At 68.7% G+C, this 24,698-nt stretch carries 23 protein-coding genes; 12 read left to right on the top strand and 11 right to left on the bottom strand.

Annotated features, from left to right (window positions below; translation table 11 throughout):
• Positions 1-152 precede the first annotated feature (152 nt).
• On the bottom strand, positions 153-3,764 hold the full coding sequence (locus AC1RL8_RS24240) for an indolepyruvate ferredoxin oxidoreductase family protein (protein ID WP_492687024.1): 3,612 nt from the start codon (positions 3,762-3,764) through the stop codon (positions 153-155).
• Positions 3,765-3,942: 178 nt separating this feature from the next.
• Between AC1RL8_RS24240 and AC1RL8_RS24235 the strand changes: the two genes are divergently transcribed.
• Positions 3,943-4,419 (top strand): Lrp/AsnC family transcriptional regulator, encoded by a 477-nt coding sequence (locus tag AC1RL8_RS24235; RefSeq protein ID WP_062478228.1) that lies wholly within the window; start codon positions 3,943-3,945, stop codon positions 4,417-4,419.
• A 76-nt stretch (positions 4,420-4,495) separates the two neighbouring features.
• Here AC1RL8_RS24235 and AC1RL8_RS24230 read toward each other — a convergent pair whose 3' ends face one another.
• From AC1RL8_RS24230 to AC1RL8_RS24215, 4 genes are all read right to left on the bottom strand, one after another.
• Positions 4,496-4,855, bottom strand: coding sequence for a hypothetical protein (locus tag AC1RL8_RS24230; protein ID WP_062478225.1), 360 nt, complete (start codon positions 4,853-4,855; stop codon positions 4,496-4,498).
• Between the two features lie 97 nt (positions 4,856-4,952).
• Positions 4,953-5,342 carry a roadblock/LC7 domain-containing protein gene (locus AC1RL8_RS24225; protein WP_307582181.1) on the bottom strand — a complete coding sequence of 130 codons (390 nt, stop codon included), beginning with the start codon at positions 5,340-5,342 and terminating at the stop codon, positions 4,953-4,955.
• On the bottom strand, positions 5,339-5,881 hold the full coding sequence (locus AC1RL8_RS24220; protein ID WP_447748221.1) for a GTP-binding protein: 543 nt from the start codon (positions 5,879-5,881) through the stop codon (positions 5,339-5,341). Before AC1RL8_RS24220 ends, AC1RL8_RS24225 begins: the two co-directional genes overlap by 4 nt.
• 13 nt (positions 5,882-5,894) lie before the next feature.
• Positions 5,895-6,539, bottom strand: a complete 645-nt coding sequence (locus AC1RL8_RS24215; RefSeq protein WP_307582184.1) for a hypothetical protein — start codon at positions 6,537-6,539, stop codon at positions 5,895-5,897.
• Between the two features lie 179 nt (positions 6,540-6,718).
• On the opposite strand from AC1RL8_RS24215, the gene AC1RL8_RS24210 reads away from it, so the two are divergent.
• From AC1RL8_RS24210 to AC1RL8_RS24195, 4 genes are all read left to right on the top strand, one after another.
• On the top strand, positions 6,719-7,441 hold the full coding sequence (locus AC1RL8_RS24210) for a hypothetical protein (protein ID WP_492687025.1): 723 nt from the start codon (positions 6,719-6,721) through the stop codon (positions 7,439-7,441).
• A gap of 81 nt (positions 7,442-7,522) precedes the next feature.
• Positions 7,523-8,281 carry a basic amino acid ABC transporter substrate-binding protein gene (locus tag AC1RL8_RS24205; RefSeq protein ID WP_062479619.1) on the top strand — a complete coding sequence of 253 codons (759 nt, stop codon included), beginning with the start codon at positions 7,523-7,525 and terminating at the stop codon, positions 8,279-8,281.
• A 93-nt stretch (positions 8,282-8,374) separates the two neighbouring features.
• A complete protein-coding gene (locus AC1RL8_RS24200) occupies positions 8,375-9,145 on the top strand; it encodes an amino acid ABC transporter permease (protein ID WP_492687026.1) in 771 nt (256 codons plus the stop codon).
• 30 nt (positions 9,146-9,175) lie between these two features.
• Positions 9,176-10,801, top strand: a complete 1,626-nt coding sequence (locus AC1RL8_RS24195) for an MFS transporter (RefSeq protein ID WP_492687027.1) — start codon at positions 9,176-9,178, stop codon at positions 10,799-10,801.
• A gap of 9 nt (positions 10,802-10,810) precedes the next feature.
• On the opposite strand, the gene AC1RL8_RS24190 is transcribed toward AC1RL8_RS24195, so the two are convergent.
• Genes AC1RL8_RS24190 through AC1RL8_RS24165 form a run of 6 tightly spaced genes read right to left on the bottom strand, consistent with a single transcriptional unit; the run spans position 10,811 to position 15,999 of the window.
• On the bottom strand, positions 10,811-11,134 hold the full coding sequence (locus AC1RL8_RS24190; protein ID WP_492687028.1) for a cytochrome C oxidase subunit IV family protein: 324 nt from the start codon (positions 11,132-11,134) through the stop codon (positions 10,811-10,813).
• Between the two features lie 11 nt (positions 11,135-11,145).
• On the bottom strand, positions 11,146-11,841 hold the full coding sequence (locus AC1RL8_RS24185; RefSeq protein ID WP_492687029.1) for a heme-copper oxidase subunit III family protein: 696 nt from the start codon (positions 11,839-11,841) through the stop codon (positions 11,146-11,148).
• A gap of 11 nt (positions 11,842-11,852) precedes the next feature.
• On the bottom strand, positions 11,853-12,470 hold the full coding sequence (locus AC1RL8_RS24180) for a cytochrome c oxidase subunit 3 family protein (protein WP_492687030.1): 618 nt from the start codon (positions 12,468-12,470) through the stop codon (positions 11,853-11,855).
• Positions 12,467-14,260, bottom strand: coding sequence for a cytochrome c oxidase subunit I (gene ctaD, locus AC1RL8_RS24175; RefSeq protein WP_492687031.1), 1,794 nt, complete (start codon positions 14,258-14,260; stop codon positions 12,467-12,469). The genes AC1RL8_RS24180 and ctaD overlap by 4 nt, the downstream gene beginning before the upstream one ends.
• Complete coding sequence (locus AC1RL8_RS24170) at positions 14,257-15,426, bottom strand: c-type cytochrome (protein WP_492687032.1); 1,170 nt, start codon at positions 15,424-15,426, stop codon at positions 14,257-14,259. The genes ctaD and AC1RL8_RS24170 overlap by 4 nt, the downstream gene beginning before the upstream one ends.
• A gap of 57 nt (positions 15,427-15,483) precedes the next feature.
• Positions 15,484-15,999, bottom strand: a complete 516-nt coding sequence (locus AC1RL8_RS24165; protein ID WP_095950478.1) for a DUF1269 domain-containing protein — start codon at positions 15,997-15,999, stop codon at positions 15,484-15,486.
• A 201-nt stretch (positions 16,000-16,200) separates the two neighbouring features.
• Between AC1RL8_RS24165 and AC1RL8_RS24160 the strand changes: the two genes are divergently transcribed.
• From AC1RL8_RS24160 to AC1RL8_RS24130, 7 genes are all read left to right on the top strand, one after another.
• Positions 16,201-18,819, top strand: coding sequence for an autotransporter family protein (locus tag AC1RL8_RS24160; RefSeq protein WP_492687033.1), 2,619 nt, complete (start codon positions 16,201-16,203; stop codon positions 18,817-18,819).
• Between the two features lie 170 nt (positions 18,820-18,989).
• Positions 18,990-19,811: a creatininase family protein gene (locus AC1RL8_RS24155; RefSeq protein WP_062479637.1), complete on the top strand. Its 822-nt coding sequence runs from the start codon at positions 18,990-18,992 to the stop codon at positions 19,809-19,811.
• Between the two features lie 14 nt (positions 19,812-19,825).
• Entirely contained in the window at positions 19,826-20,635 is an 810-nt protein-coding gene (locus tag AC1RL8_RS24150; protein ID WP_062479639.1) for an ABC transporter ATP-binding protein, read from the top strand.
• Positions 20,613-21,500, top strand: coding sequence for an ABC transporter permease (locus AC1RL8_RS24145; RefSeq protein WP_174250296.1), 888 nt, complete (start codon positions 20,613-20,615; stop codon positions 21,498-21,500). The genes AC1RL8_RS24150 and AC1RL8_RS24145 overlap by 23 nt, the downstream gene beginning before the upstream one ends.
• Positions 21,472-22,869, top strand: a complete 1,398-nt coding sequence (locus AC1RL8_RS24140; RefSeq protein ID WP_095950476.1) for an FAD-binding oxidoreductase — start codon at positions 21,472-21,474, stop codon at positions 22,867-22,869. The genes AC1RL8_RS24145 and AC1RL8_RS24140 overlap by 29 nt, the downstream gene beginning before the upstream one ends.
• Positions 22,870-22,925: 56 nt before the next feature.
• Positions 22,926-23,954 (top strand): ABC transporter substrate-binding protein, encoded by a 1,029-nt coding sequence (locus AC1RL8_RS24135; RefSeq protein WP_492687034.1) that lies wholly within the window; start codon positions 22,926-22,928, stop codon positions 23,952-23,954.
• 140 nt (positions 23,955-24,094) lie between these two features.
• On the top strand, positions 24,095-24,688 hold the full coding sequence (locus tag AC1RL8_RS24130; RefSeq protein WP_062479647.1) for an NAD(P)H-dependent oxidoreductase: 594 nt from the start codon (positions 24,095-24,097) through the stop codon (positions 24,686-24,688).
• Positions 24,689-24,698: the final 10 nt, after the last annotated feature.

Raw genomic sequence — 24,698 nt, 5'->3', positions numbered from 1 at the left:
CGGGGGAGGCCGCGCGCAGTCGGGCATTGTATTCGGCGCGGATGGCCGTTTCGCGCCCTTATCCGGCGCACCCCCGAGGGCTTTCAGCTATCGTTTAAATAGCAAAGAGCGCCGCAGGGGCGCTCTTTGTCAGGGGAAACGGGCCTGGCGGATCAGGCCGCTGCGCGCTGCGCCTGGGGGTTGCGCCACTTGCCCATCAGCTCGGTCCAGCGGGTGCGGGCCGCCGCCAGGTTGCGCTCCTTGACGTGGCCGTAGCCGCGGATCTGCTCGGGCAGGCTCGCGATCTCCAGCGCCAGCGCGTGGTTGTCGGCGCGCAGGCCCTTGAGCACTTCCTCGATGCTGGCGCGGTACTCGCCGATGAGGGCGCGCTCGGTCTTGCGTTCCTCGGTGCGGCCGAAGACGTCGAGCGCCGTGCCGCGCAGGCCCTTGAGCTTCGCCAGGAAGCGGAAGCCCGTGAGCATCCAGGGGCCGAACTTCTGCTTCTGCAGCTGGCCCTTGGTGTTCTTCTTGGCCATGAGCGGCGGCGCCAGGTGGTAGTTGAGCTTGTAGTCGCCTTCGAACATGCCCTCGACGCGGTCGAGGAAGGTGCGGTCGGTGTGCAGGCGGGCGACTTCGTACTCGTCCTTGTAGGCCATGAGCTTGAACAGGTAGCGCGCCACCGTTTCGGCCAGGCCCGTGCTCTTGCCGACGGCCGACTCGACCTGCTGCACGCGGCCGACGAAGGCCTTGTATTCCTCGGCGTAGGCGGCGTTCTGGTAGCCGGTCAGGAACTCGGCGCGGCGAGCGACGAGCGCCTCGACCGTCTCGCGCTTCTTGAACTCGATGACCTGGCCCGGGCGCACGCGCTTTTGCAGCTCGTCCGGGCGCACGGCGGCCTGGCGGCCCCACTCGAAGGCGGTCTTGTTGTTCTCGACGGCCACGGCGTTCAGCTCGATGGCGCGCATCAGCGACTCGTGCGCCAGCGGCACCCAGCCCTTTTGCCAGGCGTAGCCCAGGATCATCGGGTTGACGTAGATGGTGTCGCCCATCAGCGCGGTGGCGGCGGCATCGGCGTCGAAAGCGCCCAAGCCCTCGATGCCCACGGCGCGCGCAATTTCAGCGGCGCAGGCGTCTTCGGGGTTCTGCCAGTTGGCGTTGCGCACGAAGGCGGCCGTGGGCGCGCTGTGGCTGTTGAGCGCCACGTGCGTGCGCCCTTCGCGCATGCGCGCCATGGTCTCGGCGTTGATCGTGACGAGCGGGTCGCAGGCCAGGATCAGGTCGGCCGCCGCGGTGCCCACGCGGGTGGTGCGGATGTCGTCCTGCGTGTCGCCGATGAGCACGTGGCTCCAGGTGGCGCCGCCCTTTTGCGCCAGGCCCGCCGCGTCCTGCGTGACGATGCCCTTGGCCTCGATGTGCGCGGCCATGCCCAGCAGCTGGCCGATGGTGATCACGCCGGTGCCGCCGACGCCGGCCACCACCACGCCCCAGACCTTGCCGCCCGCGAGCGACGGAATGGCGGGCTCGGCCAGCAGGCCGAACTCGGCCGGCGTGGCCGCCTTGTTCTTGCCCTTCTTCTTGAGCTGGCCGCCTTCGACCGTCACGAAGCTCGGGCAGAAGCCCTTCAGGCAGCTCATGTCCTTGTTGCAGCTGCTCTGGTTGATGGTGCGCTTGCGGCCGAATTCGGTTTCCAGCGGTTCCACCGAGAGGCAGTTGCTCTGCACGCTGCAGTCGCCGCAGCCTTCGCAGACCAGCTCGTTGATGACCACGCGCTTGGCCGGATCGACGGCCGTGCCGCGCTTGCGGCGGCGGCGCTTCTCGGTGGCGCAGGTCTGGTCGTAGATGATGGCCGTGGTGCCGGCGATGACGCGGAACTCGCGCTGGATGTCGTCGAGCAGGTCGCGGTGCTTCACCTGCACGTGGTCGCCGGGGATGTTCACGCCCTCGTACTTCTCGGGCTCGTCGGTGACGATGACGACCTTCTTCGTGCCCTCGGCGTGCAGGCTCTCGGCGATCTGCAGCACCGAGTGGCCCTCGGGGCGTTCGCCCACGGTCTGGCCGCCGGTCATGGCGACCGCGTCGTTGTAGAGGATCTTGTAGGTGATGTTCACACCCGCCGCGATGCTCTGGCGAATCGCGAGCAGGCCGCTGTGGAAGTACGTGCCGTCGCCCAGGTTGGCGAAGATGTGCTGGTCGGTCGTGAAGGGCTGCTGGCCGACCCATGGCACGCCCTCGCCGCCCATCTGCGTGAAGCCGATGGTGGAGCGGTCCATCCAGGTCGCCATGAAGTGGCAGCCGATGCCGCCCATCGCGCGCGAGCCTTCGGGCACGACGGTGCTGGTGTTGTGCGGGCAGCCCGAGCAGAACCAGGGCTGGCGCGTGGCGTCGGCCACGCTGGTGGAGGCCTGCTGCACCACCATCGCGCGCTCCTTGGCCTCGAGGATGGCGAGTTGCGCGTCGATGCGGGCGGCCATGTCGGCGCCGGCGGCGGCCAGCAGGCCGGTCTTCTTGAGGCGCGCGGCGATGGCCTTGGCGATGAGCGCCGGGTTCAGGTCGGCGTTGGCGCGCAGCAGCGTGTGCGAGGTCGGGTTGGGCATCGACCATTCACCGCCGGAGTAACCGTCGTCCGTGGAGCTGGCGCCTTCGTCGAACTTGCCGACCACGTTGGGGCGCACGTCGGAGCGCCAGTTGTAGAGCTCTTCCTTGAGCTGGTATTCGATGACCTGGCGCTTCTCCTCGACCACCAGGATTTCCTGCAGGCCGGTGGCGAATTCGCGCGTGAGCTGCGCCTCCAGCGGCCACACCACGCCCACCTTGTGCAGGCGGATGCCCAGCTGGCGGCAGGCCGCGTCGTCCAGGCCCAGGTCGATGAGCGCCTGGCGCGTGTCGTTGTAGGCCTTGCCGCTGGCCATGATGCCGAAGCGGTCGTTCGGGCCTTCGATCACGTTGTGGTTCAGGCGGTTGGCGCGGATGTAGGCCAGCGCGGCGTACCACTTGTAGTGCATGAGCCGGGCTTCCTGCTCCAGCGCATGGTCGGGCCAGCGGATGTGCAGGCCGCCGGGCGGCATCTCGAAGTCGGTGGGAATGACGATGTCGACGCGCTCGGGGTCGATCATGGCCGTGGCGCTGGACTCGACGATCTCCTGGATCGTCTTCATGCCCGACCACACGCCCGAGAAGCGGCTCAGCGCGAAGGCGTGGATGCCCAGGTCCAGGATTTCCTGCACGTTGGCCGGGAAGAACACCGGCGTGCCGCAGGCCTTGAAGATGTGGTCGCTCTGGTGCGCGGCCGTGCTGCTCTTGGAGATGTGGTCGTCGCCGGCCACAGCGATCACACCGCCCCAGGCGGTGGTGCCGGCCATGTTGGCGTGCTTGAAGACGTCGGAGCAGCGGTCCACGCCCGGGCCCTTGCCGTACCAGATGCCGAAGACGCCGTCGAACTTGTTGGTGCCCTGCGGCGAGAAGCCCAGCTGCTGCGTGCCCCACAGCGCCGTGGCCGCGAGCTCTTCGTTCACGCCGGGCTGGAAGACGATGTTCTGTTCCTTGAGGAACTTGCTGGCCTTCCACAGCGCCTGGTCGTAGCCACCGAGCGGGGAGCCGCGGTAGCCGCTGATGAAGCCGGCGGTGTTCTTGCCGACCTGCTTGTCACGCAGGCGCTGCAGCATCGGCAGCTTGACCAGGGCCTGCACGCCACTCATGAAGGCGCGGCCGTAATCGAGGCTGTATTTGTCGTCGAGCGTGACGGTTTCTAGCGCGCGGCGAATGTGCTCGGGCAGCGGGGCGTTCATGTTCTCTGTCTCCGTATTGGCAGGGCTTTGTGGGCCTGGCTGAGGGGTGTGGGTCTGTGCCCGGTAGGGCGCAAGCCCATGGTGACGCAAAGTGTATGCCGGGGTCTGCGACAGGTGTTTGCGTTTTTTGCCTCGAAAAAACGACTTTCAGAAAGAATCTTGCTTAACATCCACCCCTATGGAAAGCATTGACAAGTTCGACCTCGCTATCCTGCAAGAACTGCAGACCGATGGCCGCCTCACGAACGCCGAGTTGGCGCAGCGCGTGGGCCTGTCGGCGGCGCCCTGCTGGCGCCGCGTGCGGGCGCTGGAAGACGCCGGCTTCATCAAGGGCTACCGCGCCGAGATCGACCGCCACAAGATCGGGCTGGGCGTGCTCGCTTTCGTGCGCGTGGACACCGAGCGCGTCACCCACGAGGCCACGCGCAAGCTGGAGGACGCGATCCGCAAGATGCCCGAGGTGGTGGCCTGCCACTACATCAGCGGCACCGGCACCTTCGAGCTGCAGGTGGTGGCGCAGGACCTGAACGGCTTCTCGGCCTTCGCGCGGCAGAACCTCATGAACCTGCCGAACGTGAAAGACCTGCACACCAGCTTCTCGCTGGGCGAGGTGAAGGCCAACAGCGCGCTGCCGCTGGGGCACCTGGCGAAGTAGCCGCCCCTCCAGAAAAGAAAAAGGGCCGCCTCCCGCGAGGGAGCCGGCCCGACGGCGATGCGCCTTGGCGGATCAATTAGAAGGTGATGTCCTTCTCGACGTCCTGCAGCTTGCGGCGGGCCAGCGCCAGGTTCGACTTCGCCTTGTCGAGCACGAAGTAGATGAACACGCCTTCCTTCTGCGCCATCGGGCGCAACAGGTGGTACTGCTTGCCCAGCGTGATCAGGATGTCTTCGATGGTGTCGCTCAGGCCCAGCGCGCGCATCGTCTTGAGCTTGGCACGCATCACTTCGGTGTTGCCGGCAGCGGCCACTTCGAGGTCCACGCCGGAGCCGGCGGCGCCCAGCATCATGCCGCTGGCGGAATCGACCACGGCAGCGCACAGGGCGCCGTCGGCGGTCAGGAGGGTGTCGAGGCTGGTCTGGATCGAGGCCATGTCAGTAAGTCCTGTGAGTGAAATTCATGCGAATGAAAAAAGAGGGTGGAGACGTCGCATGCCAATCCGTCCCCGCCCGTGAATTCGTAGCCAGAACCTAGAGCTGCGGCGCCTCGAGCGCCCGCACGCAGGCCGCCGTGCGGTACATCGCCTGTGCGAGCACCGCATCGGCGTCGGCGATCACGTTCACGACCAGCGAGGTCTCGCCGCTGTGCACCGGGCTGACGAGCGCAAAGCCGTTATCGGTCGCGACCGTGATGCAGGTGCAGCGGCCCAGGCGCGCCTCCTGCGACACCACGGCGCCGATGGCGGCGATCGAGCTGGCCATGGCGGCGATGCGTGCGGGCTCGACGTCGCGCCGCGCGACGCTGGCGATCTCGAAGCCATCGGGCGTGGCGATCACCACCGAGGCGATGCCCGTGACCTCGTCGAGCACGCGGCGGGCCTCGACTGCGGCGCGCAGCTTCAGGGCGTGGGGGATCTTCATGGCGCGGCCTCCTCGTCGAGCACTTCGATCTGCATCAGCAGCGTCTCGATCAGCGCGACCACGTCGTCCTTGCGGCGCGGGTCGACCGCCAGCAACGGCAGCACCAGCCCGCGCGCCGCCAGCGCCTGCGCGTAGTCGTCCAGCGTGGGGGTGGGGTGCGACGGCAGGCGGCTCACGCCCACGGCGCAGGGCATGCGCTCGAGCGCGCCGGCGAAACCGTCCAGGTACTGGGCCAGGTCGGCCAGCGGGTCGGGCCGGCTGTTGTCCAGCAGGATCGCCAGGCCCAGCGCGTCGCGCACCAGGATCTTCCACATGAAGTCGAAGCGGCTCTGGCCCGGCGTGCCGTACAGGCGCAGCCGGTCGCCGTTGTCCAGCGTCACCTGGCCGAAGTCGAGCCCCACCGTGGTGGTGGCCTTGGCGACCGAGGTGTCGGCGTTGGCGACCTCGGTGGCGATCGGCGCGGTCTCGCTGATGGCCGCGATGGCCGTGGTCTTGCCCACGCCCATCGGGCCCGTGAAGACGAGCTTGAAGTCCCTCATGCCGGCGCCCTGCTCAGGCCAGCCCGAGGCGTCGGCGGATGCGCGACAGCAGGCCCCGCTTGTGCTGCGCGGCCTCGCCGCCGGCGCTGGCGCCCGACGGGCGCGGCGCGCGGGCTTCCTCCGACCAGGTCAGCGCGCCTTCTTCCTCCAGCAGGCCGAGGAAGGTGCTGCACTCCTGCACGTCGATGCGCCCCAGCACGCTCAGGCTTTCGGCCGATTGAGCGCTCTTCGACAAGGCCGCCGCCAGCCGCACGTAGATCGGATGGCGCTGCAGGGTCACCTGCGAGGGCCAGCGGATCAGCGAAGCGCGTGCACGGATCGAGCGCACCATGGCGCGCGCCGCGTCGCCCGAGGCCCCGCTGGGCGCGACCTGGTTGAGCAGCGCGACCAGCTCTTCCGCGTAGATGGGGCGCGCCAGCGTGCGGCGCGCGGGCGCGGCGGCCACGGCCTCGCCGCGCGCCACCATCGGCACCACGAAGCGCGCGGCCGGCGTCTGCCGCTCGGCGGCCGGCGCATCGCCGTCCACCAGCAACAGGTCGCAGGGCTGCGACTCGCTGACCGTCCACAACGACCGGAGATTGGAGCTGAGGCGAACGATGATCCGCAGGAGCTCGACCTCGACCTGAGGGAGCCCCATGACGCCCAAAACCAATGGCATACCTTCTTCCCTGAGCAATTGCTTTTAATAGTTCCTTATTGTTATATGTGTTAACTAATTGATGCGTTGTGTATCGAGTCGATGCCCAAATTTGGACGCGCACCGAGAAGTAACGCACACGCTGGGAGCGCCGGGCCGGCGGCGCGGCCCTTCGCGAGACCTCTGGGACACTGGGGCCCATGAATTCCGAAGAAGCTGGCCCACGGGCCCTGTCGCACCTGCACACCCTGGGCCTGCTGACCGACGCCGAACACGCGCAGGCGCTCGCGCACCCCGACCTGCCCAACACGCCGCTGCGCACCCCGAGCGAAGCGCTGGGCTGGGCGGCCGCCAAGGGCATCGTCGCGGCGCAGGCCCTGCCCGGCCTGCGCAGCCGCGCCACCCCCGACGCGCAAGACGAGGCGCACCGCACCGTGGCGAACGCCGTGGCCATGGTCAGCGGCCAGGCGCCGGCCTGGGTGCTGCTCGAGATCAGCCTCATGGCGAACCGCCTGGAAGACGGCGTGACCGATGACGCGCTCGATCGGCTCCAAGCGCTGCAGCTGATCGACCCCGCGCAGCACGCACAGGCCCTCAGCCTGCTGCCCGCACAGGAACCCGAATGGGCAGCGCCCGCCTCGCCGGCCGCCACGCTGGCCTGGGCCGTGCGCACCGGCGTGCTGACGCCTGTGCAGCTGCAGATGCTCGCCACGCCGATGTTCGCGGTCTCGCCGGAAGGCCGGCAGGTCGTGGCCGATGCGCTCGTCCGCACGGAACGCAGCAGCGGCGGGCGCACGAAGACCGTGCGCACCCACAGCGTGACGTGGAGTTCCACTGGCGCCTCCGGCTCGCCCCGCGCGGGCAAGGTGATCGCTGTCGTGGCCGTGGTGGCCGTCGCGCTCTACCTCCTGTTCGCCCGGTAGGCGGCAAGGGGGCCCGATAGCGACCGCCTAAAATGCTCGCCCACCGCTTCCCGCCGGGCGGCAAAGACACAAGGACCCCGAATGAACTCTCTACGCCGTGCCCTGGCCCTCGGCCTCGCTGCCGCCACGCTCGCCTTCGGTGCCCAGGCCCAGAACCGCGAACTCACCGTGGCCTCCAGCGCCACCTACGCGCCGTTTGCCTTCGAGAACAAGGACAAGCAGATCGTCGGCTTCGACATCGACATCATCAACGCCATCGCCAAGCAGCAGGGCCTGAAGATCAAGATCGTCAACACGCCCTTCACCGGCATCTTCGGCGCGCTGAACAACGGCGACGTCGACCTCGTGATCTCGGGCGTCACCATCAACGAGAAGCGCAAGCAGAGCTACGACTTCACGCCGCCGTACTTCGCGGCCCGCCAGCTCATCGCGCTGCCGAAGAACAGCACCGTGGCCTCGCTGAAGGACCTCACGGGCAAGAAGATCGCCGTGGTCAGCGCCTCCACCGCCGACGACATCGCCTCGCGCGAGTTCGGCAAGACCAGCCCCAACATCCGCCGCTTCGAGAGCACGCCGCTCATCATTTCCGAGCTGGCCGGCGGCGGCGTCGATGCCGCCATGGGTGACAACGGCGTGATCGCCTACCGCGTGGCGCAGCACCCCGAGCTGAAGACGCTGGACGACAAGTCCTTCCCCGAAGAGGGCTTCGGCATCGTCGTGAAGAAGGGCGACAAGGCGCTGCTGGACAAGCTCAGCGCCGGCCTGGCGGCCATCCGCGCCGACGGCAGCTACGTGACGATCTACAAGAAGTGGTTCAACAAGGACCCCAACGTGCGCTGAGCCGCACGGCAATTTCCTGAACACGGCCGCCCTCACGCGGCCGTTTCGTTTTTCCGCTGACCGACAGATAGACAGAGAGTTGAGGACGCAAGCATGGAACAACCAGTGCTGCTTTTCGGATGGTTCCGCTGGGACATCCTCGTGGAATACAAGGACCTGTTCTGGCAGGGCGCCTGGATGACGCTGCGCATGACCGTGGTCTGCGTGCTGCTGGGCGCGAGCTGGGGCCTGTGCCTGGCGCTGGCGCGGCTGGCGCAGGCGCGCCATGCGCCGTGGACCTGGGTCACGCGCGTGTTCCTGCGCTGGCCCGCCACGGTGTACGTGAGCTTCTTCCGGGGCACGCCGCTGTTCGTGCAGATCCTGCTCATCCACTTCGCGGTGATGCCGGTGTTCATCCACCCGAGCACGGGCATCCTGATCGACGGCGAGCTGGCGCGCACGCTCAAGCAGGAGCACGGCGCCCTCATCTCCGGCGTGGTCGCGCTCACGCTGAACTCGGCGGCCTACATCTCCGAAGTGTTCCGCGCCGGCATCCAGTCGATCTCGCGCGGGCAGTTCGACGCCGGCCGCTCGCTGGGCCTGAGCCCCGCGCAGGTGATGCGCTACGTGGTGCTGCCGCAGGCCTTTCGCCGCATGCTGCCGCCGCTGGGCAACAACGCGATCGCGCTGCTCAAGGACACCTCGCTGGTGTCGGCCATCGGCCTGGCCGAACTGGCCTACGCCGCGCGCACCGTGGCCGGCGCCTATGCGCGCTACTGGGAGCCGTACCTGGCGATCTCGGTGGTGTACTGGGTGATGACGCTGGTGCTGACCACGCTGCTGCGCCGGCTGGAACACCGTCTCGCGCGCAGCGACCGGGGCTAGGCGCGCCGCCTCGCGCCACAATAGCGCGACATGCCGCCCATATCCCCCGAAGAGACACCCCTCCCGCCGGCCCGGCCGCAGCCCTCGAACTTCGCGGCGCTCGAGCCCCTGAAGCTCCCCGTGTTCCGCATGCTGTGGAGCACCTGGCTCATCGCCAACATCTGCATGTGGATGAACGATGTGGCGGCGGCGTGGATGATGACCTCGCTGACCACCTCGCCGATCTGGGTCGCGCTGGTGCAGTCGGCCTCCACCCTGCCGGTGTTCCTGCTCGGTCTTCCGAGCGGCGCGCTGGCCGACATCCTCGATCGCCGGCGCTGGCTGGTGGCCACGCAGTTCTGGCTGGCCGGCACCGCCGTGGTGCTGTGCGCCGCCATCGCGCTCGACGTGATGACCGCGCCGCTGCTGCTGGCGCTCACCTTCGCCAACGGCATCGGGCTGGCGCTGCGCTGGCCGGTGTTCTCGGCCATCGTGCCCGAGCTGGTGCCGCGCCAACAGCTGCCGGCGGCGCTGGGCCTGAACGGCATCGCCATGAACGCCTCGCGCATCGTCGGCCCGCTCACGGCCGGCATGCTGATCGCGAGCGCGGGCAGCGTCTGGGTGTTCGCGCTCAACGCGGTGCTGTCGGTGGCCTCGGGCTTCGTGGTGCTGCGCTGGCGCCGCGAGCACACGCCCAACCCGCTGGGCCGCGAGAAGCTCATCAGCGCGATGCGCGTGGGCGTGCAGTTCGTGCGCCAGTCGCAGCGCATGCGGGCGGTGCTCACGCGCGTGTCGCTGTTCTTCTTCCACTCGACGGCGCTGCTGGCGCTGCTGCCGCTCCTGGCGCGCAACCTCCAGGGCGGCGGCGCCGGCACCTTCACGCTGCTGCTGGCCGCCATGGGCACGGGCGCGATCATCGCGGTGCTCTTCCTGCCGCGGCTGCGCCAGGCGCTCGGGCGCGACCAGCTGGTGCTGCGCGGCGCCATGCTGCAGTCGGCCGCCACCGCCGTGATGGCCGTGGCGCCCAACGCCTGGGTCGCGGTGCCGGCGATGTTCTTCGGCGGCATGGCGTGGATCACGGTGGCCAACTCGCTGTCGGTGTCGGCCCAGCTGGCGCTGCCCGACTGGGTGCGCGCGCGCGGCATGTCGACCTACCAGATGGCGATCATGGGCGCGAGCGCAATCGGCGCGGCGCTGTGGGGCCAGGTGGCCACCGTCACGTCGCTGAAGCTGAGCCTGGCCATCGCCGCCGTGAGCGGCACGCTGCTGATGCTCGCGGCCATGCGCTGGGTGACCGACGTGAGCGGCGAAGACGACGTGCGCCCCGCCCAGGCCGGTTGGGCCACGGGCCCGCCGGCCGAGGCGCCGCAGGAAGACGGCCGCGTGGTGATCACGGTCGAGTACCTGATCGACCCGTCGCGCGCCGCGGCCTTCCACCTCGTGATGCAGCAGACCCGGCGCGCGCGCCTGGGCCAGGGCGCGATCGGCTGGGAGCTGCTGCACGACATCGCGCAGCCCGAACGCTACGTGGAGCAGATCGTGGACGAGTCGTGGACCGACCACCTGCGCCGCTTCAACCGCGCCACCGCCGCCGACATGGCGCTGCGCGAACGCCGGCTGGCGTTTCACCTGGGCGAGTCGCCGCCGGTGATCACGCGCTTCGTGGTGCGGCGCTGAGCAGGCCCGTCAGCGGAAGAACGCCAGCCGCGCGAGGAAGGTGTGGTCGGCCTCCGCCGCCATCAGCCCGACCAGCACCAAAAGGCACAGCGGCGGCAGCAGGATCGCGTAGACCAGCGCCATCCGCTCCCAGGCCATGTGCATGAAGACCGCGACGATGAGCCCGGCCTTCAGCAGCATGAAGACGATGATCAGGCCCCAGCGCAGGTAGCCCTGCACATGGAAGTAGTCGACCATGTACGACATCGCGCTGAGCACGAACAGGATCCCCCAGATCTTCAGGTACAGGCCGATCGGGTGCTGCTGGCCGGTGGTGGCGTGGGTGGTGTTCATGATGATGGTCCTCACCAGAGATAGAACAGCGCGAAGATGAAGACCCAGACCAGGTCCACGAAGTGCCAGTACAGGCCCACGATCTCGACCACCTGGTAGTTGCCGGCCTTGTCGTAGTCGCCGCGGATGAGCTTGAAGGCCACCGCGAACAGCAGCACCACGCCGGCCGACACGTGCAGCCCGTGGAAGCCCGTGATCATGAAGAAGGCCGCGCCGAACTGCGCCGCGCCCATCGGGTTGCCCCAGGGCCGCACGCCCTCCTCGAGGATCAGCTTGGACCACTCGAAGGCCTGCATGCCCACGAAGAGCTCGCCGAAGGTGGCGGTCACGAGCATCAGCGTGGCGGCGTTCACGCGGTCGCCGCGGTAGGCGAAGTTGACCGCCATCGCCATCGTGCCGCTGCTGCTGATGAGCACGAAGGTCATGATCGCGATCAGCAAAAGCGGCACGTCGGCCCCACCCACGTGCAGCGCGAACACCTCGCTCGGATTCGGCCAGGCCACGGTGGTCGAGACGCGCACCGTCATGTAGCCCGTGAGGAAGCAGCTGAAGATGAAGATGTCGCTCAGCAGGAAGATCCACATCATGGCCTTGCCCCACGAGACGTGGAAGGCCTGGCGGTCGGACGACCAGTCGGCCACCAGCCCGCGCCAGCCGCTCGCGGCGACGGCAGTGGAGCCGGTGAGGGTTGCGGTGGTGGAGTTCATGCGAAGCCTCCTCACGCCGTGCCGCAGAGGACGCGCGCCACCTCCGGCGTCACCCACCCCAGCAGCGCGAACAGCGCCAGCCACACGGCCAGCATGAAGTGCCAGTAGCGCGCGCACAGCGCGATGCGCCATCCGGCCCGGGCGGGGTCGGCCCACGCGACGCGCGCCGCCATCGCCCACCCGACCAGGCCGCCCGCCAGGTGCAGCCCGTGCATGGCGGTCAGCAGGTAGAAGAAGCTGCCCGACGGGTTGCCGGCCGGCAGCACCTGCGCCTGCGCCATCGCGCCCCAGGCCCACAGCTGCACGCCGAGGAAACCCACCGCGCACAGGCCGCCGGCCAGCAGCAGGCGGCGCATGCGCGCCGGGTCCACGCGGCGCGAGGCGGCTTCCAGCGCCACGCTGCCCGCCACCAGCAGCGCCGAGCTGAGCCACAGCTGCCACGGCAGCGCGAGCGCGACCGCGTCGCCGCTGCTCATGCGCATCACGTAGGCCACGGTGAACAGGGAGAACAGCGCGGTGATCACGCCCATGAAGACCCACAGGCCGATGCCCGCGGCGCTCGCGTGCGCGTCGCGCAGCCGCACGTCGCGGGGCAGGCCGCGCAGGCGCAGGGCGGCATCCGCGTTCATGCCGGGGCTCCGCGCGCGCCGCTCACCGGCACGTCGTCCTTGTCGTCGCTCGCCTGCGGCGGTGCGTTCTGCGCGATGAAGTCTTCCGCCGCGCCCGGCACGCCGTAGGCGTAGGCCCAGCGGTAGGCCACGGGCAGCCGCGGCCCCCAGTTGCCGTGGCCGGGCGGCGTCTCGGGTGTCTGCCATTCGAGCGAAGCGGCGCGCCACGGGTTGGCGCCGGCCGGCCGGCCGCGCCACGCGCTCCAGGCCAGGTTGACGATGAAGAGCAGCTGCGCCGCGCCGACCACCAGCGCCACCACGGTGATGAACTCGTTCAGGCTGAAAGCCGACGGCGGAATGAACTTGTAGCCGTCGAAGTTGTAGTAACGCCTGGGCATGCCCAGCACGCCCAGGTAGTGCATCGGGAAATAGATCGCGTAGGTGCCCAGGAAGGTGATCCAGAAATGCAGCCGGCCGAGCCGGTCGTCCAGCATGCGCCCGGTGATCTTGGGGAACCAGTGGTAGATGCCGCCGAACACCACCAGCAGCGGCGCCACGCCCATCACCATGTGGAAGTGCGCCACCACGAAGTAGGTGCCCGACAGCGGAATGTCCACGCTCACGTTGCCCAGGAAGAGGCCCGTGAGCCCGCCGATGACGAAGGTGCACACGAAGGCCAGCGCGAACAGCATCGGCACCGACAGGTGGATGTCGCCGCGCCACAGCGTGAGCAGCCAGTTGTAGACCTTGATCGCGGTGGGCACCGCGATGACCAGCGTGGTGGTGGCAAAGAAGAAGCCGAAGTACGGGTTCATGCCGCTCACGAACATGTGGTGCGCCCACACCACCACGCTGAGCCCGCCGATGGCCACGATGGCCCACACCATCGTGCGGTAGCCGAAGATGCGCTTGCGCGCGTGCACGCTGATGAGGTCCGACACGATGCCGAAGGCCGGCAGCGCCACGATGTAGACCTCGGGGTGGCCGAAGAACCAGAACAGGTGCTGGAACAGCAGCGGGCTGCCGCCCTTGTGGCCCGACAGCTGCCCCATCGACACCAGCGCCGGCATGAAGAAGCTGGTGCCCACCGTGCGGTCCAGCAGCAGCATCACGCCGCTGACGAACAGCGCCGGAAAACCCAGCAGCGCCAGCACCGTGGCCACGAAGATGCCCCACACCGTGAGCGGCATGCGCAGCAGCGTCATGCCCCGGCAGCGCGCCTGCAGCACGGTGGTCGCGTAGTTCAGGCCGCCCATGGTGGTGGCCACGATGAAGATCAGCAGCGACACCAGCATCAGCACGATGCCGCCGCCATGGCCCGGCGTGCCGGGCAGGATCGACTGCGGCGGGTACAGCGTCCAGCCCGCGCCCGTGGGGCCGCCCGCGACGAAGAAGCTGGCCATCAGCACCACCACCGACAGCAGGTAGACCCAGAAGCTCAGCATGTTGAGGTAGGGGAACACCATGTCGCGCGCCCCCACCATGAGCGGGATCAGGTAGTTGCCGAAGCCGCCCAGGAACAGCGCCGTGAGCAGGTAGATCACCATGATCATCCCGTGCATGGTCACGAACTGGTAGTAGCGCTCGGCGTTGATGAACTCGAACTGGCCCGGAAACCCCAGCTGCAGCCGCATGAGGTTGGACAGCACCAGCCCGACCACGCCCACCGCGATGGCGGTGCAGGCGTACTGCACGGCGATCACCTTGTGGTCCTGGCTCCAGACGTAGCGGCGCAGGAAGCCCTGCGGCGCCGCGTGGCCGGCGTCGTCGTCATGGTCATCGGCATGGGTGAGCACAGCAGCGTCGGTCATCGCGCGGCCTTCTGTTCGGTGGCAGCCTGCGCCGGCGGGCTGCCCAGACTCTGGATGTAGGCCACCAGCGCGGCCAGTTCCTCGTCGCTCAGGTCGATCTTCGGCATCACCGGCGGGAAGCCCTTCACGTGGCGGGCCTGCGGGTCGCGGATGAAGCTGCGCAGATAAGCCTCGTCGACCAGCGCGGTGCTGCCGTCGGCCATCGACTCGTTCTTGCCGTACAGGCCCTTCCAGGTCGGCCCCACGCGTGTGCTGCCGTCGATGGTGTGGCAGGCCACGCAGCCCTTGGCGTCGGCCAGCGCGCGGCCCTGGTCGACGCGGCCGCCACCGCCGACCGGTGCCTGGGCAGCCTGTGCCGCCTTGGCCGCCTGTGCCAGCTGCATCGCGCCGAAGGTCGGCAGCGCCGTGCGCCAAGCGTCGTAGGCCGCCGCGTCCTCCACCACCACGAAGCCTCGCATGTTCGGATGCCCCACGCCGCACAGCTGCGCGCACAGCGCCTCGTAGCGGCCCGCGACGGTGGGCGTGAACCAGAAGCGGCTCACCTGCCCCGGCACGATGTTCATGCGGGCGCGGATGGGCGGCACGAAGAAGTCGTGCAGCACGTCGTGCGAGCGCATCAGCACCAGCACCGGCTGGCCGATCGGCAGGTGCACCTCGTCGCCGGGAACCAGCAGGTCGTCCCGCCCCGCCGCGTCGGCCGGGTCGAGCCCGAAGGGGTTGGCGGCGCTGACGAAGCGCGCGTCGGTCGCGCCCAACTTGCCGTCCGCGCCCGGCAGGCGAAAGCGCCACTGCCACTGCTGGCCCAGCACCTCGAGCACGAGCGCGTCATGCGGCGTGCGCACGTAGTTCGCGTACACCACGAGGCCGGGCGCCAACAGCGCCATGATGCCGACGGTGGTGCCGCCGATGAGCCAGCGCTCCAGCGTGCGGCTCTCGGGCGCATGCGGCGCCACGCGGCGCCCCTCGCGGTGGCGAAAGCGCACCACGGTGTAGGCGAGGAACAGGTTGATGACGACGAAGAACAGGCCCGTGATGAGCAGCGTGATGGTCAGCGTGTCGTCCATGCGCTGCCAGTTGGAGGCCAGCGGCGTCGTCCACCACGGGTTGACGGCGTGGAACGCCACCGAGGCCACCACGATGAGCAACAGGACGACGGCGATGGTCATGTGCTGCGCTCCCTGGGGTGGCCATCGTGGGTTCCGGGAGTCGCATGCGCGGCGGCTTCAGCGGATCGCCGGGATCCGCGGCTCTTCGCCCTCGAAGCGGGCCTCGGGGTGCGTGGCCTCCAGCATCGCCTCGACCTCGCGCACGCGCGCGGGCGGCAGGTCGACCATCAACAGGACCTGGCCCTGCGCGATGGCGCTCTCGAAGCGCGCCAGCCGCGGGCTCGGGATCGACACGCCGACCATGGTGGCCGACCATGCGCCCACCACGCCGCCCAGCAGCGCCAGGCCCACGGCCACGGCCCATTCGGGCTCGTCGCCGAACACGGGGAACAGCAGCGCGGCCAGCAGCCCGACGACCACGCCGCAGGCGGTGCCGAGCACCCAGCCGGTCTTGGCGGCGTGAACGAGGTCGGAGGTCTGCCAGACGTTGGCCGCATGGAGCCCGGCCATGTCCTGGCCTTCGCGTGCGGCGAAATGCAGGTGCGCGATGTCGACACGCGCCTGCAGCAGATCGTGCATCGCCTGCCTGGCACTCGCCAGGTCCGGCAACAGCCAATAGATGCGTCTTTTCACGGCGCCTCCTTTCCGTCTTGCGACGAGCAAGAGACCATGCTTGAGTTATAGGCTCAACAAGGGCCGCATTCAAGTCGGCGCGCCATCGGGACCGACCCGGTGAGTACGGAAGTTCGTCGGTTTCCAGAAGGGCAATTGCACTGAATAATCCGCCGCTCCAGGCCCCCACGGCCTCATGAAAAACAAGAAGGAGCAAACGACATGCGCATGGAGCGAGGCCCCCGGTTTTCCCACCTTTCTCGGTTTTCTTTTCCCCGCCGTCATCCGGCATCCCCCCTTCCCTGGCTCGCGGCCGCCCTTGCAGGGCTCGCAGGCGGCGCCGCGCACGCGGCCTGCGGCCCCACCGCCACGCCGGTCACCGGCGACACGGTGGTCTGCGACGGCACCACGACCGTATCGCCCAGCGTGATCGCCACGCCGGGCAGCACCGGCGTCACCATCACCGTGAACAGCGGCGCCACGCTGACCACCAACGCCACGCAGGCGCTGCTGGTGCGCGATGCGAGCACCATCACCAACAACGGCACCATCACGGTGTCGGGCGGCTCGGGCTCGGCGCGCGCGGCGATGGTCGCCACGGGCAACGACAACACGCTGACCAACAACGGCAGCCTGCGCACCACGAGCAGCGGCACCTCCGGCATCCTGGTGACGTCGAACAGCAGCACGCGCACCCTCATCACCAACAACGGCAGCATCGTCACCACGGGCGGCAGCTCGCACGGTATCTCTTTGCTGGGCCCGGGCAACACGGTGATCAACAACGGCAGCATCTCGGCCATCGGCAGCTCGGCCAAGGGCGTGTACCTGCAGGGCGGCAACCTCGTGGCCAACCTGCTGGTGAACACCGGCAGCATCGCCACCACGGGCGCCAACTCGCCGGCGGGCGGCGCCGACGCGGTGCATGCGAACACGCTCGGCGGCACCTTCTTCTCGCGCGTGGAGAACCGGGCCGGCGCCTCGTTCTCGAGCGCCAACGGCTACGGCTACCGCGGCCAGAACGGCAACGACGTGCTGGTCAACGCCGGCACCATCGAAGGCCACGGCGGCACCGCCAGCACCGACGCGATCTACATGGGCGCGCTCGGCAACGGCACGCTGATATTGCAGACCGGCTCGGTCATCAAGGGTGGCGCCGACGGCGGCGTCGGCAAGACGGCCAGCACCTTTCTCGAAGGCAGCGGCACGGTCGACAACGCCTTCCGCAACTTCCAGCACCTGACGATGCGCGGCACCGCGTGGTCGTGGCAGACCGACGCGAGCTTCTCGGATTCGATCCGCGTCGAGTCCGGCCGCTTCACCCTGCCCGCCACGCTGACCAGCCCGGTCATCGCGGTGTTGCCCGGCACCACCGTGGCTGGCACCGGCACCTTCGCGGGCAACGTCACCAACCAAGGCACGCTGCTGCCCGGCCCGAACGACGGCGTCGGTTTCGGCGCCTTCACGGTGCGCGGCAACTACGTGGGCGGCAGCGGCGCGCTGCTGCAGGTCAACACCGTGCTGGCGGGCGACAACGCACCCTCGGACAAGCTGGTGATCGACGGCGGCGCGGCCACGGGGTCCACCGGCCTGCGCGTGGTGAACCGCGGCGGCCTGGGCGCGCCCACGCTGGCCGACGGCATCCTGGTGGTGCAGTCCGTCAACGGCGGCACCACGGCCGACCACGCGTTCTCGCTGACCCATGCGGTGGAGGCCGGCGCCTACAACTACCGGCTGTTCCGCGGCGGCGCGACGGGCAATAACCGCGACAACTGGTACCTGCGCAACAACGGCTACCTCGTGGGCGGCACCGTGGTGGGCTCGCTGGAAGAAGCCGCCGAGGTGATCGCCGAGTCGGGCTCGCCGGCGACGGTGGAGCAGGTCAAGCTCTACCGGCCCGAGGTGCCGCTGTACAGCGCCCTGCCGATCGCCGTGCGCCGCCTCGGGCTGGCGCAGCTGGGCACCTTCCACGACCGGCAGGGCGACCCGCAGTTGCTTGCGGACGGTGAAGGCCGGCAGGCCTCGTGGGGCCGTGTGTTCGGCGAAAGCACGCGGCAGCGCCTGCGCGGCGATGCCAATCCGCAATTCGACGGCAGCGTGAGCGGCCTGCAGCTGGGCCACGACTTCCTGGCGGCCACCGACGGCGCGGGCGGGCGCCACCGCGTCGGCGTGCTGGGCGGCTACACGCGGGCCAGCGGCCACGCGAGCGGCGTCGCCGGCGGCGCCACCAACGAGGCGGCCGGCCGGCTCACCGTCGAGGGCTACAGCCTGGGCGCCTACTGGACCCGCATCGCGAGCAGCGGCTGGTACAGCGACGCCGTGCTGCTGGCCACGCGCTACAAGGCCGACGCACGCTCCACCCTGGGGCGCGGCGGCCGCCCGCATGGCACCAATGTGACCGCATCGCTCGAGGCCGGCTACCCGCTGGCGCTGAGCGACACCGTCACGCTGCAGCCGCAGGTGCAGCTGATCTGGCAGCGCAACTCGCTCGACGACTTCGACGACGGCCTCTCGACCGTGCGCTTCCAGCGCGACAACGCCATCACCGGCCGGCTGGGCGCACGGCTCGAAGGCCGCTTCGAGGCGGGTGGCGGTGTCTGGAAGCCCTACCTGAAGCTCAACCTGTGGCACACCTTCAGCGGCAGCAACGCCCTCTACTTCGGGCCGAGCGACCGGGTCGCCAACCGCCGCAACGCGAGCGCACTCGAAGTGGGCGGCGGCATCGTCGGGCAGGTGAACAAGACGCTGTCGGTCTACGGCGGCCTGGCCTACACCAGCGCCATCGGCATCACCGAGCAGACCGGCGTACAGGGCCAGCTGGGGCTGCGCATGCGCTGGTGACCCCGGGGCGCCGGGCGCCCGGACGGCTCGACTTTTGACCGTCCGTGCAAATTTGATGGCATGCGGTTTGCTTGATAAAGATCAACGGGTATCCACGGATAGCCAGTCTTTTTTGACCGTATGGATAATTTAGCCCATCATCCCGTCCGCCCGCCACGAGGTACACCCCGATGAATCACCCCCCCTTGCGCAGCCGCTTCTGGTCCGACCTGACCAGTGAAGAGTTCTCCCGCCTCGACCGCGAACGGCTGATCGCCGTGCTGCCGGTGGGGGCGACCGAACAGCACGGCCCCCATTTGCCGATGTCGACCGACACCGCCACCATCGACGGCATGGTGCGCGCCAGCCTGCCCTACCTGCCCGACGACCTGCCGGTGCTGTTCCTGCCCACCGTGCCCTACGGCAAGAGCAACGAGCACTCGCGCTACCCGGGCACGCTCACGGTGTCGGCCAACACCCTGATCTCGCTGTGGAAGGACGTCGGCGCCTGCGTGGCCAAGGCCGGCGTGCGCAAGCTGGTGCTCTACAACAGCCACGGCGGCCAGATGAGCGTCATGGACATCGTGGCGCGCGACCTGCGCGAAGAGCACGACATGATGGTCGTGGCCGCCAACTGGTACACCCTGGGCCTGCCCGAGGGCCTGTTCACCGCGCACGAAGGCAAGCACGGCATCCACGCCGGCGACCTCGAGAGCTCGGTGATGCTGCACCTCACGCCCGATTACGTGCGCAAGGATCAGTTCCAGAACTTCGGCTCCATGACCGAACAGCTGGCCGCCGAGAACAAGTTCCTGTCGATCACGCCCAGCGGCAAGCTCGGCTGGCAGATGCACGACATCAACCCGGCCGGCGCCGCCGGCGACGCCACCCGCGCCAGCGCCGAGAAGGGCGCCGCGGTGCTCGACCACGTGGGCCAACGCTTCGTCGAGCTGCTGCACGAGATCGACCGCTTCCCGCTCTCGCGCCTGGCCAACGTTCCGGCCTGGCGCTGACGCCAAGGAGTCCCATGGAAAGCACCACGCCATCCACGCCGCCCCTGGTCCGCCTGCGCAACGTCGGCAAGCGTTTTGCCAACGGCACGCTCGCCCTGCAGGGCATGACGCTCGACATCGGCGAGCACGACTTCGTCAGCTTCCTGGGCCCCTCGGGCTGCGGCAAGAGCACCGCGCTGCGGCTGATCGCCGGGCTCACGCGCATCAGCTCGGGCGACATGCAATGGTCGGGCGCCAACACCGGCAGCGCCAAGGACAGCAAGAGCGACCGCGACCTGGGCTTCGTGTTCCAGGAGCCCACGCTCATGCCCTGGACCAAGGTGTTCGACAACGTCTGGCTGCCACTCAAGCTCGCGGGCATGAGCCGCGACGAAGCCGCGCCGGTGGTGCAGCACGTGCTGGAACTGGTCGGCCTCTCGCGCTTTGCCGACGTGTACCCGCGCGAGCTCTCGGGCGGCATGAAGATGCGCGTGTCGATCGCGCGCGCGCTGGTCACGCACCCGCGCCTGCTGCTCATGGACGAGCCCTTTGCCGCGCTCGACGAAATGACGCGCATCAAGCTCAACAACGACCTCCTGGCCATCTGGCGCGAGCACCGCTTCTCGATCGTGTTCGTCACGCACAGCGTGTACGAATCGGTCTACCTGTCGAACCGCATCGTCGTGATGGCGGCGCGCCCGGGCCGCGTGATCGACGAGATCGCCATCGACGAGCCCTACCCGCGCGGTGAAGCCTTCCGCACCTCCAGCCGCTACAACGCGCACTGCACGGCTGTTTCGCAATCTCTGCACGGAGCGCTCCATGGCCTCGACATCGACCATTGAAACCGTGATGCCCCTCGACACCACCAACGAAGCCACGCCGTCCGCCGAGACGCTGCGCGCGCACGAAGACAAGCTGCGCCGGCGCGAGGCCACGCTGCGCATCGTCGTGCCGGTCGTCATCGTCGCGGCGCTGCTGCTGGTGTGGGAATGGATGGTGCGTGCCAACGACATCCCGCACTACATCCTGCCGGCGCCCTCGCTGATCCTGCGCACGCTGTTCGACAACTGGGGCTCGCTCTCGGGCGCGCTGTGGTTCACGGTGAAGCTCACGCTGCTGGCGCTGGGCGCCGCCATCGTCGGCGGCGTGCTGCTGGCGATTGCCTTCGCGCTGTTCAAGTGGGTGGAGATCGGCCTGTTCCCGATCGCCGTGATCCTGCAGGTGACGCCGATCATCGCGATCGCGCCGCTGATCCTGATCTACGTGTCGAGCACCACCGCGGCGCTGCTGCTGTGCGCATGGATCGTGGCCTTCTTCCCCATCCTGTCGAACACCGTCATCGGCCTGAAGAGCGCCGACAGCAACCTGCGCGACCTGTTCCAGCTGTACAAGGCCTCGCCCTGGCAGACCTTCCGCTATCTGCTGGCGCCCAGCGCGCTGCCGTACTTCATGGCGGGCCTGAAGATCGCCGGCGGCCTGAGCCTGATCGGCGCGGTGGTGGCCGAGTTCACGGCCGGTACGGCGGGCAAGGAAACGGGGCTGGCCTCGCGCATCCTCGAATCGAGCTTCCGCACCGAGATCCCGATGATGTTCGCGGCGCTGCTGCTGGTGTCGCTGCTGGGCATCGTGATCTTCATCGTGTTCGCCGCCCTGTCGCGCCTCGTGCTCGGCCACTGGCATGAAAGCGAAATGCGCCGTGAACGCTAGAACCCCGCTGTCCACCGTCGACTGGGATGCCGTGCGCGAGGACCTGCGCGGCCTGAACGTGATCGCCACGCCCAGCCAGCGCAAGCAGCTGTCGAAGGACTTCTACTGGTACAGCCCCATCCTCACGGCGCAGCTCGCGGGCTGCGTGGCCGACCTCGTGGTCAAGGTCAGCACCGAGGACGACGTGCGCCAGGCCGCGGCCGTGGCCGCCAAGTGGAAGCTGCCGCTCACCGTGCGCGCCGGCGGCACCGGCAACTACGGCCAGTGCGTGCCGCTTGAAGGCGGGCTCGTGCTCGACGTGACGCAGATGTGCCGCGTGCTCGACCTGGCCGACGGCCGCATCCGCGTCGAGGCCGGTGCGCGCATGCACGACATCGACCTGGCCGCGCGCGAGACCGGGCAGGCGCTGCGCATGTGGCCCTCGACCTGGCACGTGGCCAGCATCGGTGGCTTCATCGCGGGCGGCTTCGGCGGCATCGGCTCGTTTCGCCACGGCATCCTGCGCGACCCCGGCAACCTGCTGCGCGCGCGCGTGATGACGGTGGAGCGCGAGCCGCGCGTCATCGAGCTGGTGGGCGACGAGATCCAGCAGGTGCACCACGCCTACGGCACCAACGGCGTGATCCTCGACGTGGAAGTGGCGCTGAGCCCGGCGGTCGACTGGGTGCACTGCACGGCGCTGTTCGACACCTACCGCGGCGCGCTCGACTTCGGCATTGCCGCGCAGGCGCCCTCGCTGGACATCTTCCTGCTGTCGACCGTGGAGGCGCGCTTCTCGCCCTACTACACGGCCATGGGCGATCGCTTTCCGCCCGACCGGCACGCGGTGTTCACCATGGTCTCGCCCGACTCCATGGCCGAGTTCCGCGCGCTCGCGGCGGCGCACGGCGGCACCCTGTCGGTGGCCGGCACCGAGGCCGAATTGCAGGCCGAAGGCCTGCCACCGGCCTACGAGTGCGCCTTCAACCACACGACGCTGCAGGCGCTGAAGGCCGACCGCAGCTGGACCTACCTGCAGGTGGCCTACGCCCAGCCCTTCGACCCGGCCGTGGTCGAGCGCCACATGCAGATCTTCGGCGACGACGTGCTGCAGCACCAGGACTTCGCGCGCGCCAACGGCGAGTGCGGCACCTTCGGCATCCTGCTCGTGCGCTGGAAGGGCGAGGCCCACCAGTACGAGGTGATGCGCGAGATCGAGTCGCAGGGCGGCGCGCAGATCTTCAACCCGCACGTCTTCACCATCGAGGACGGCGGCATGAAGACCATCGACACGCAGCAGATCGAGTTCAAGAAGCGCAGCGACCCGATGGGCCTGATGAACCCCGGCAAGACGCGCGGCTGGACGCCCGACATGGCCGTCGAGCGCTGAAAATACCGAGCCTTCGCATTCCGTCCCCACCCCAACCTCCACAGGAGTCCGTCCCCATGCGCATCCCCGCTTTCTCTCTTCGGCCGCTGGCCTTCGGCCTGGCCCTCGCAGGCGCCGCCCTCGCCGCACAGGCCCAGGACAAAGTGGTGTTCGCCACCAACTGGAAGGCGCAGGCCGGCCACGGCGGCTTCTACCAGGCGCTGGTGGACGGCACCTACAAGAAGTACGGCCTGGACGTGGAAATCATGCAGGGCGGCCCGATGGTCAACAACCGGCCCATGCTGCCGGCCGGCAAGGTCGACTTCCTCATGACCGGCAACCTGCTGCAGTCCTTCGACAACGTGAAGAACGGCGTGCCCACCGTGGTGGTCGCCGCCATCTTCCAGAAAGACCCGCAGGCCATGTTCGCCCACCCGGGCCAGGGCTACGACACCTTCAAGGACATGACCAAGGCGCCCGTGGCCTTCATCGGCAAGGACGGCCAGTTCAGCTTCTGGCAATGGATGAAGTCGGAGCACGGCTTCAAGGACGCGCAGCTCAAGCCCTACACCTTCAACGTGGGCCCGTTCCTGGCCGACAAGAAATCCATTCAACAGGGCTACGCCATCTCGGAGCCGCTGTCGATCAAGGCGCAGGCCGGCTTCGACCCGGTGGTGCACCTGCTGGCCGACCACGGCTTCTCGACCTACGCCACCACCATCGAGACCCGCGCCGACCTCATCAAGACCAAGCCCGAGACGGTGCGCAAGTTCATCGAGGCCTCGATCGTCGGCTGGAACAACTACCTCTACGGCGACAACAAGGCCGCCAACGAGCTCATCGCCAAGACCAACCCCGACGCCACGCCGGCCGCGCTGCAGGGCTCCATCGACCTCATCAAGAAGATGGGCATCATCGACAGCGGCGACTCGCTCACCAAGGGCATCGGCGCCATGGACGAAGCCCGCGTGAAGGACTTCTACGACAAGATGGTCAAGGCCGGCCTGTACAAGCCGGGCGAGATCGACCTGTCGAAGGTCGCGACCACGCAGTTCGTCAACAAGGGCGTCGGTGTCGACATCCGCAAGAAGCTCACCGGCAAGTAATTCGCTTCGTTTTTTCCCGTGGGTCGCGCGGGGCTTGCGCCGGGGTCAGATGCCGGCGCCTGGGTTGCCATAAGGCACGCGCGGCCTTTTATCCCTGGGCTCTGACCCCGTCTCGCCGAACAGGCGAACCGGCCCGAACCATGAAAACGCTCGTCGTCCATTGCCATCCGAACCCTGACAGCTTCAACCACGCGCTGTACCGCACCGCCCTCGAGGCCCTCACGCCGCGACACCCCGTCAAGGCCATCGACCTGTACGCCGAGGGCTTCGACCCGACGCTGACACGCGAAGAGCGCATCGCCTACCTCGACAACCCCGAACTGATCCGCGAACGCGTGAAACCCCACGTCGAAGCGCTGCTGTGGGCCGAGCACCTCGTGTTCGTCTACCCCACCTGGTTCCATGGACCACCGTCCATGCTCAAGGGCTGGCTCGAGCGCGTGTGGCTGCCGGGCGTGGCCTTCCTGCCCGCGGAGCGCAAGGGGCAGCTCGCGAAGTCGGGCATGCGGCACATCCGCCGGCTGACGGTGGTGACCACCGGCGGCTCGCCGCGCTGGTTCGTGATGGCCATCGGCGATCCGGGGCGGCGGCTGTTCACGCGCGCGCTGCGGGCGCTGTTCGCGTGGCGCTGCAAGGTGACGTGGCTGCAGCTGCACGACATGAACGCCGTCACCGACCGCGACCGCACCCATTTCATCGCGCGCGTGGCGCGCACGCTGCACAACATCCAGTAGACAAGCAGGG

This window comes from Variovorax sp. GW822-FHT04E09, from assembly GCF_058800845.1.
This window is presented reverse-complemented; position numbering and strand designations above follow the sequence as displayed.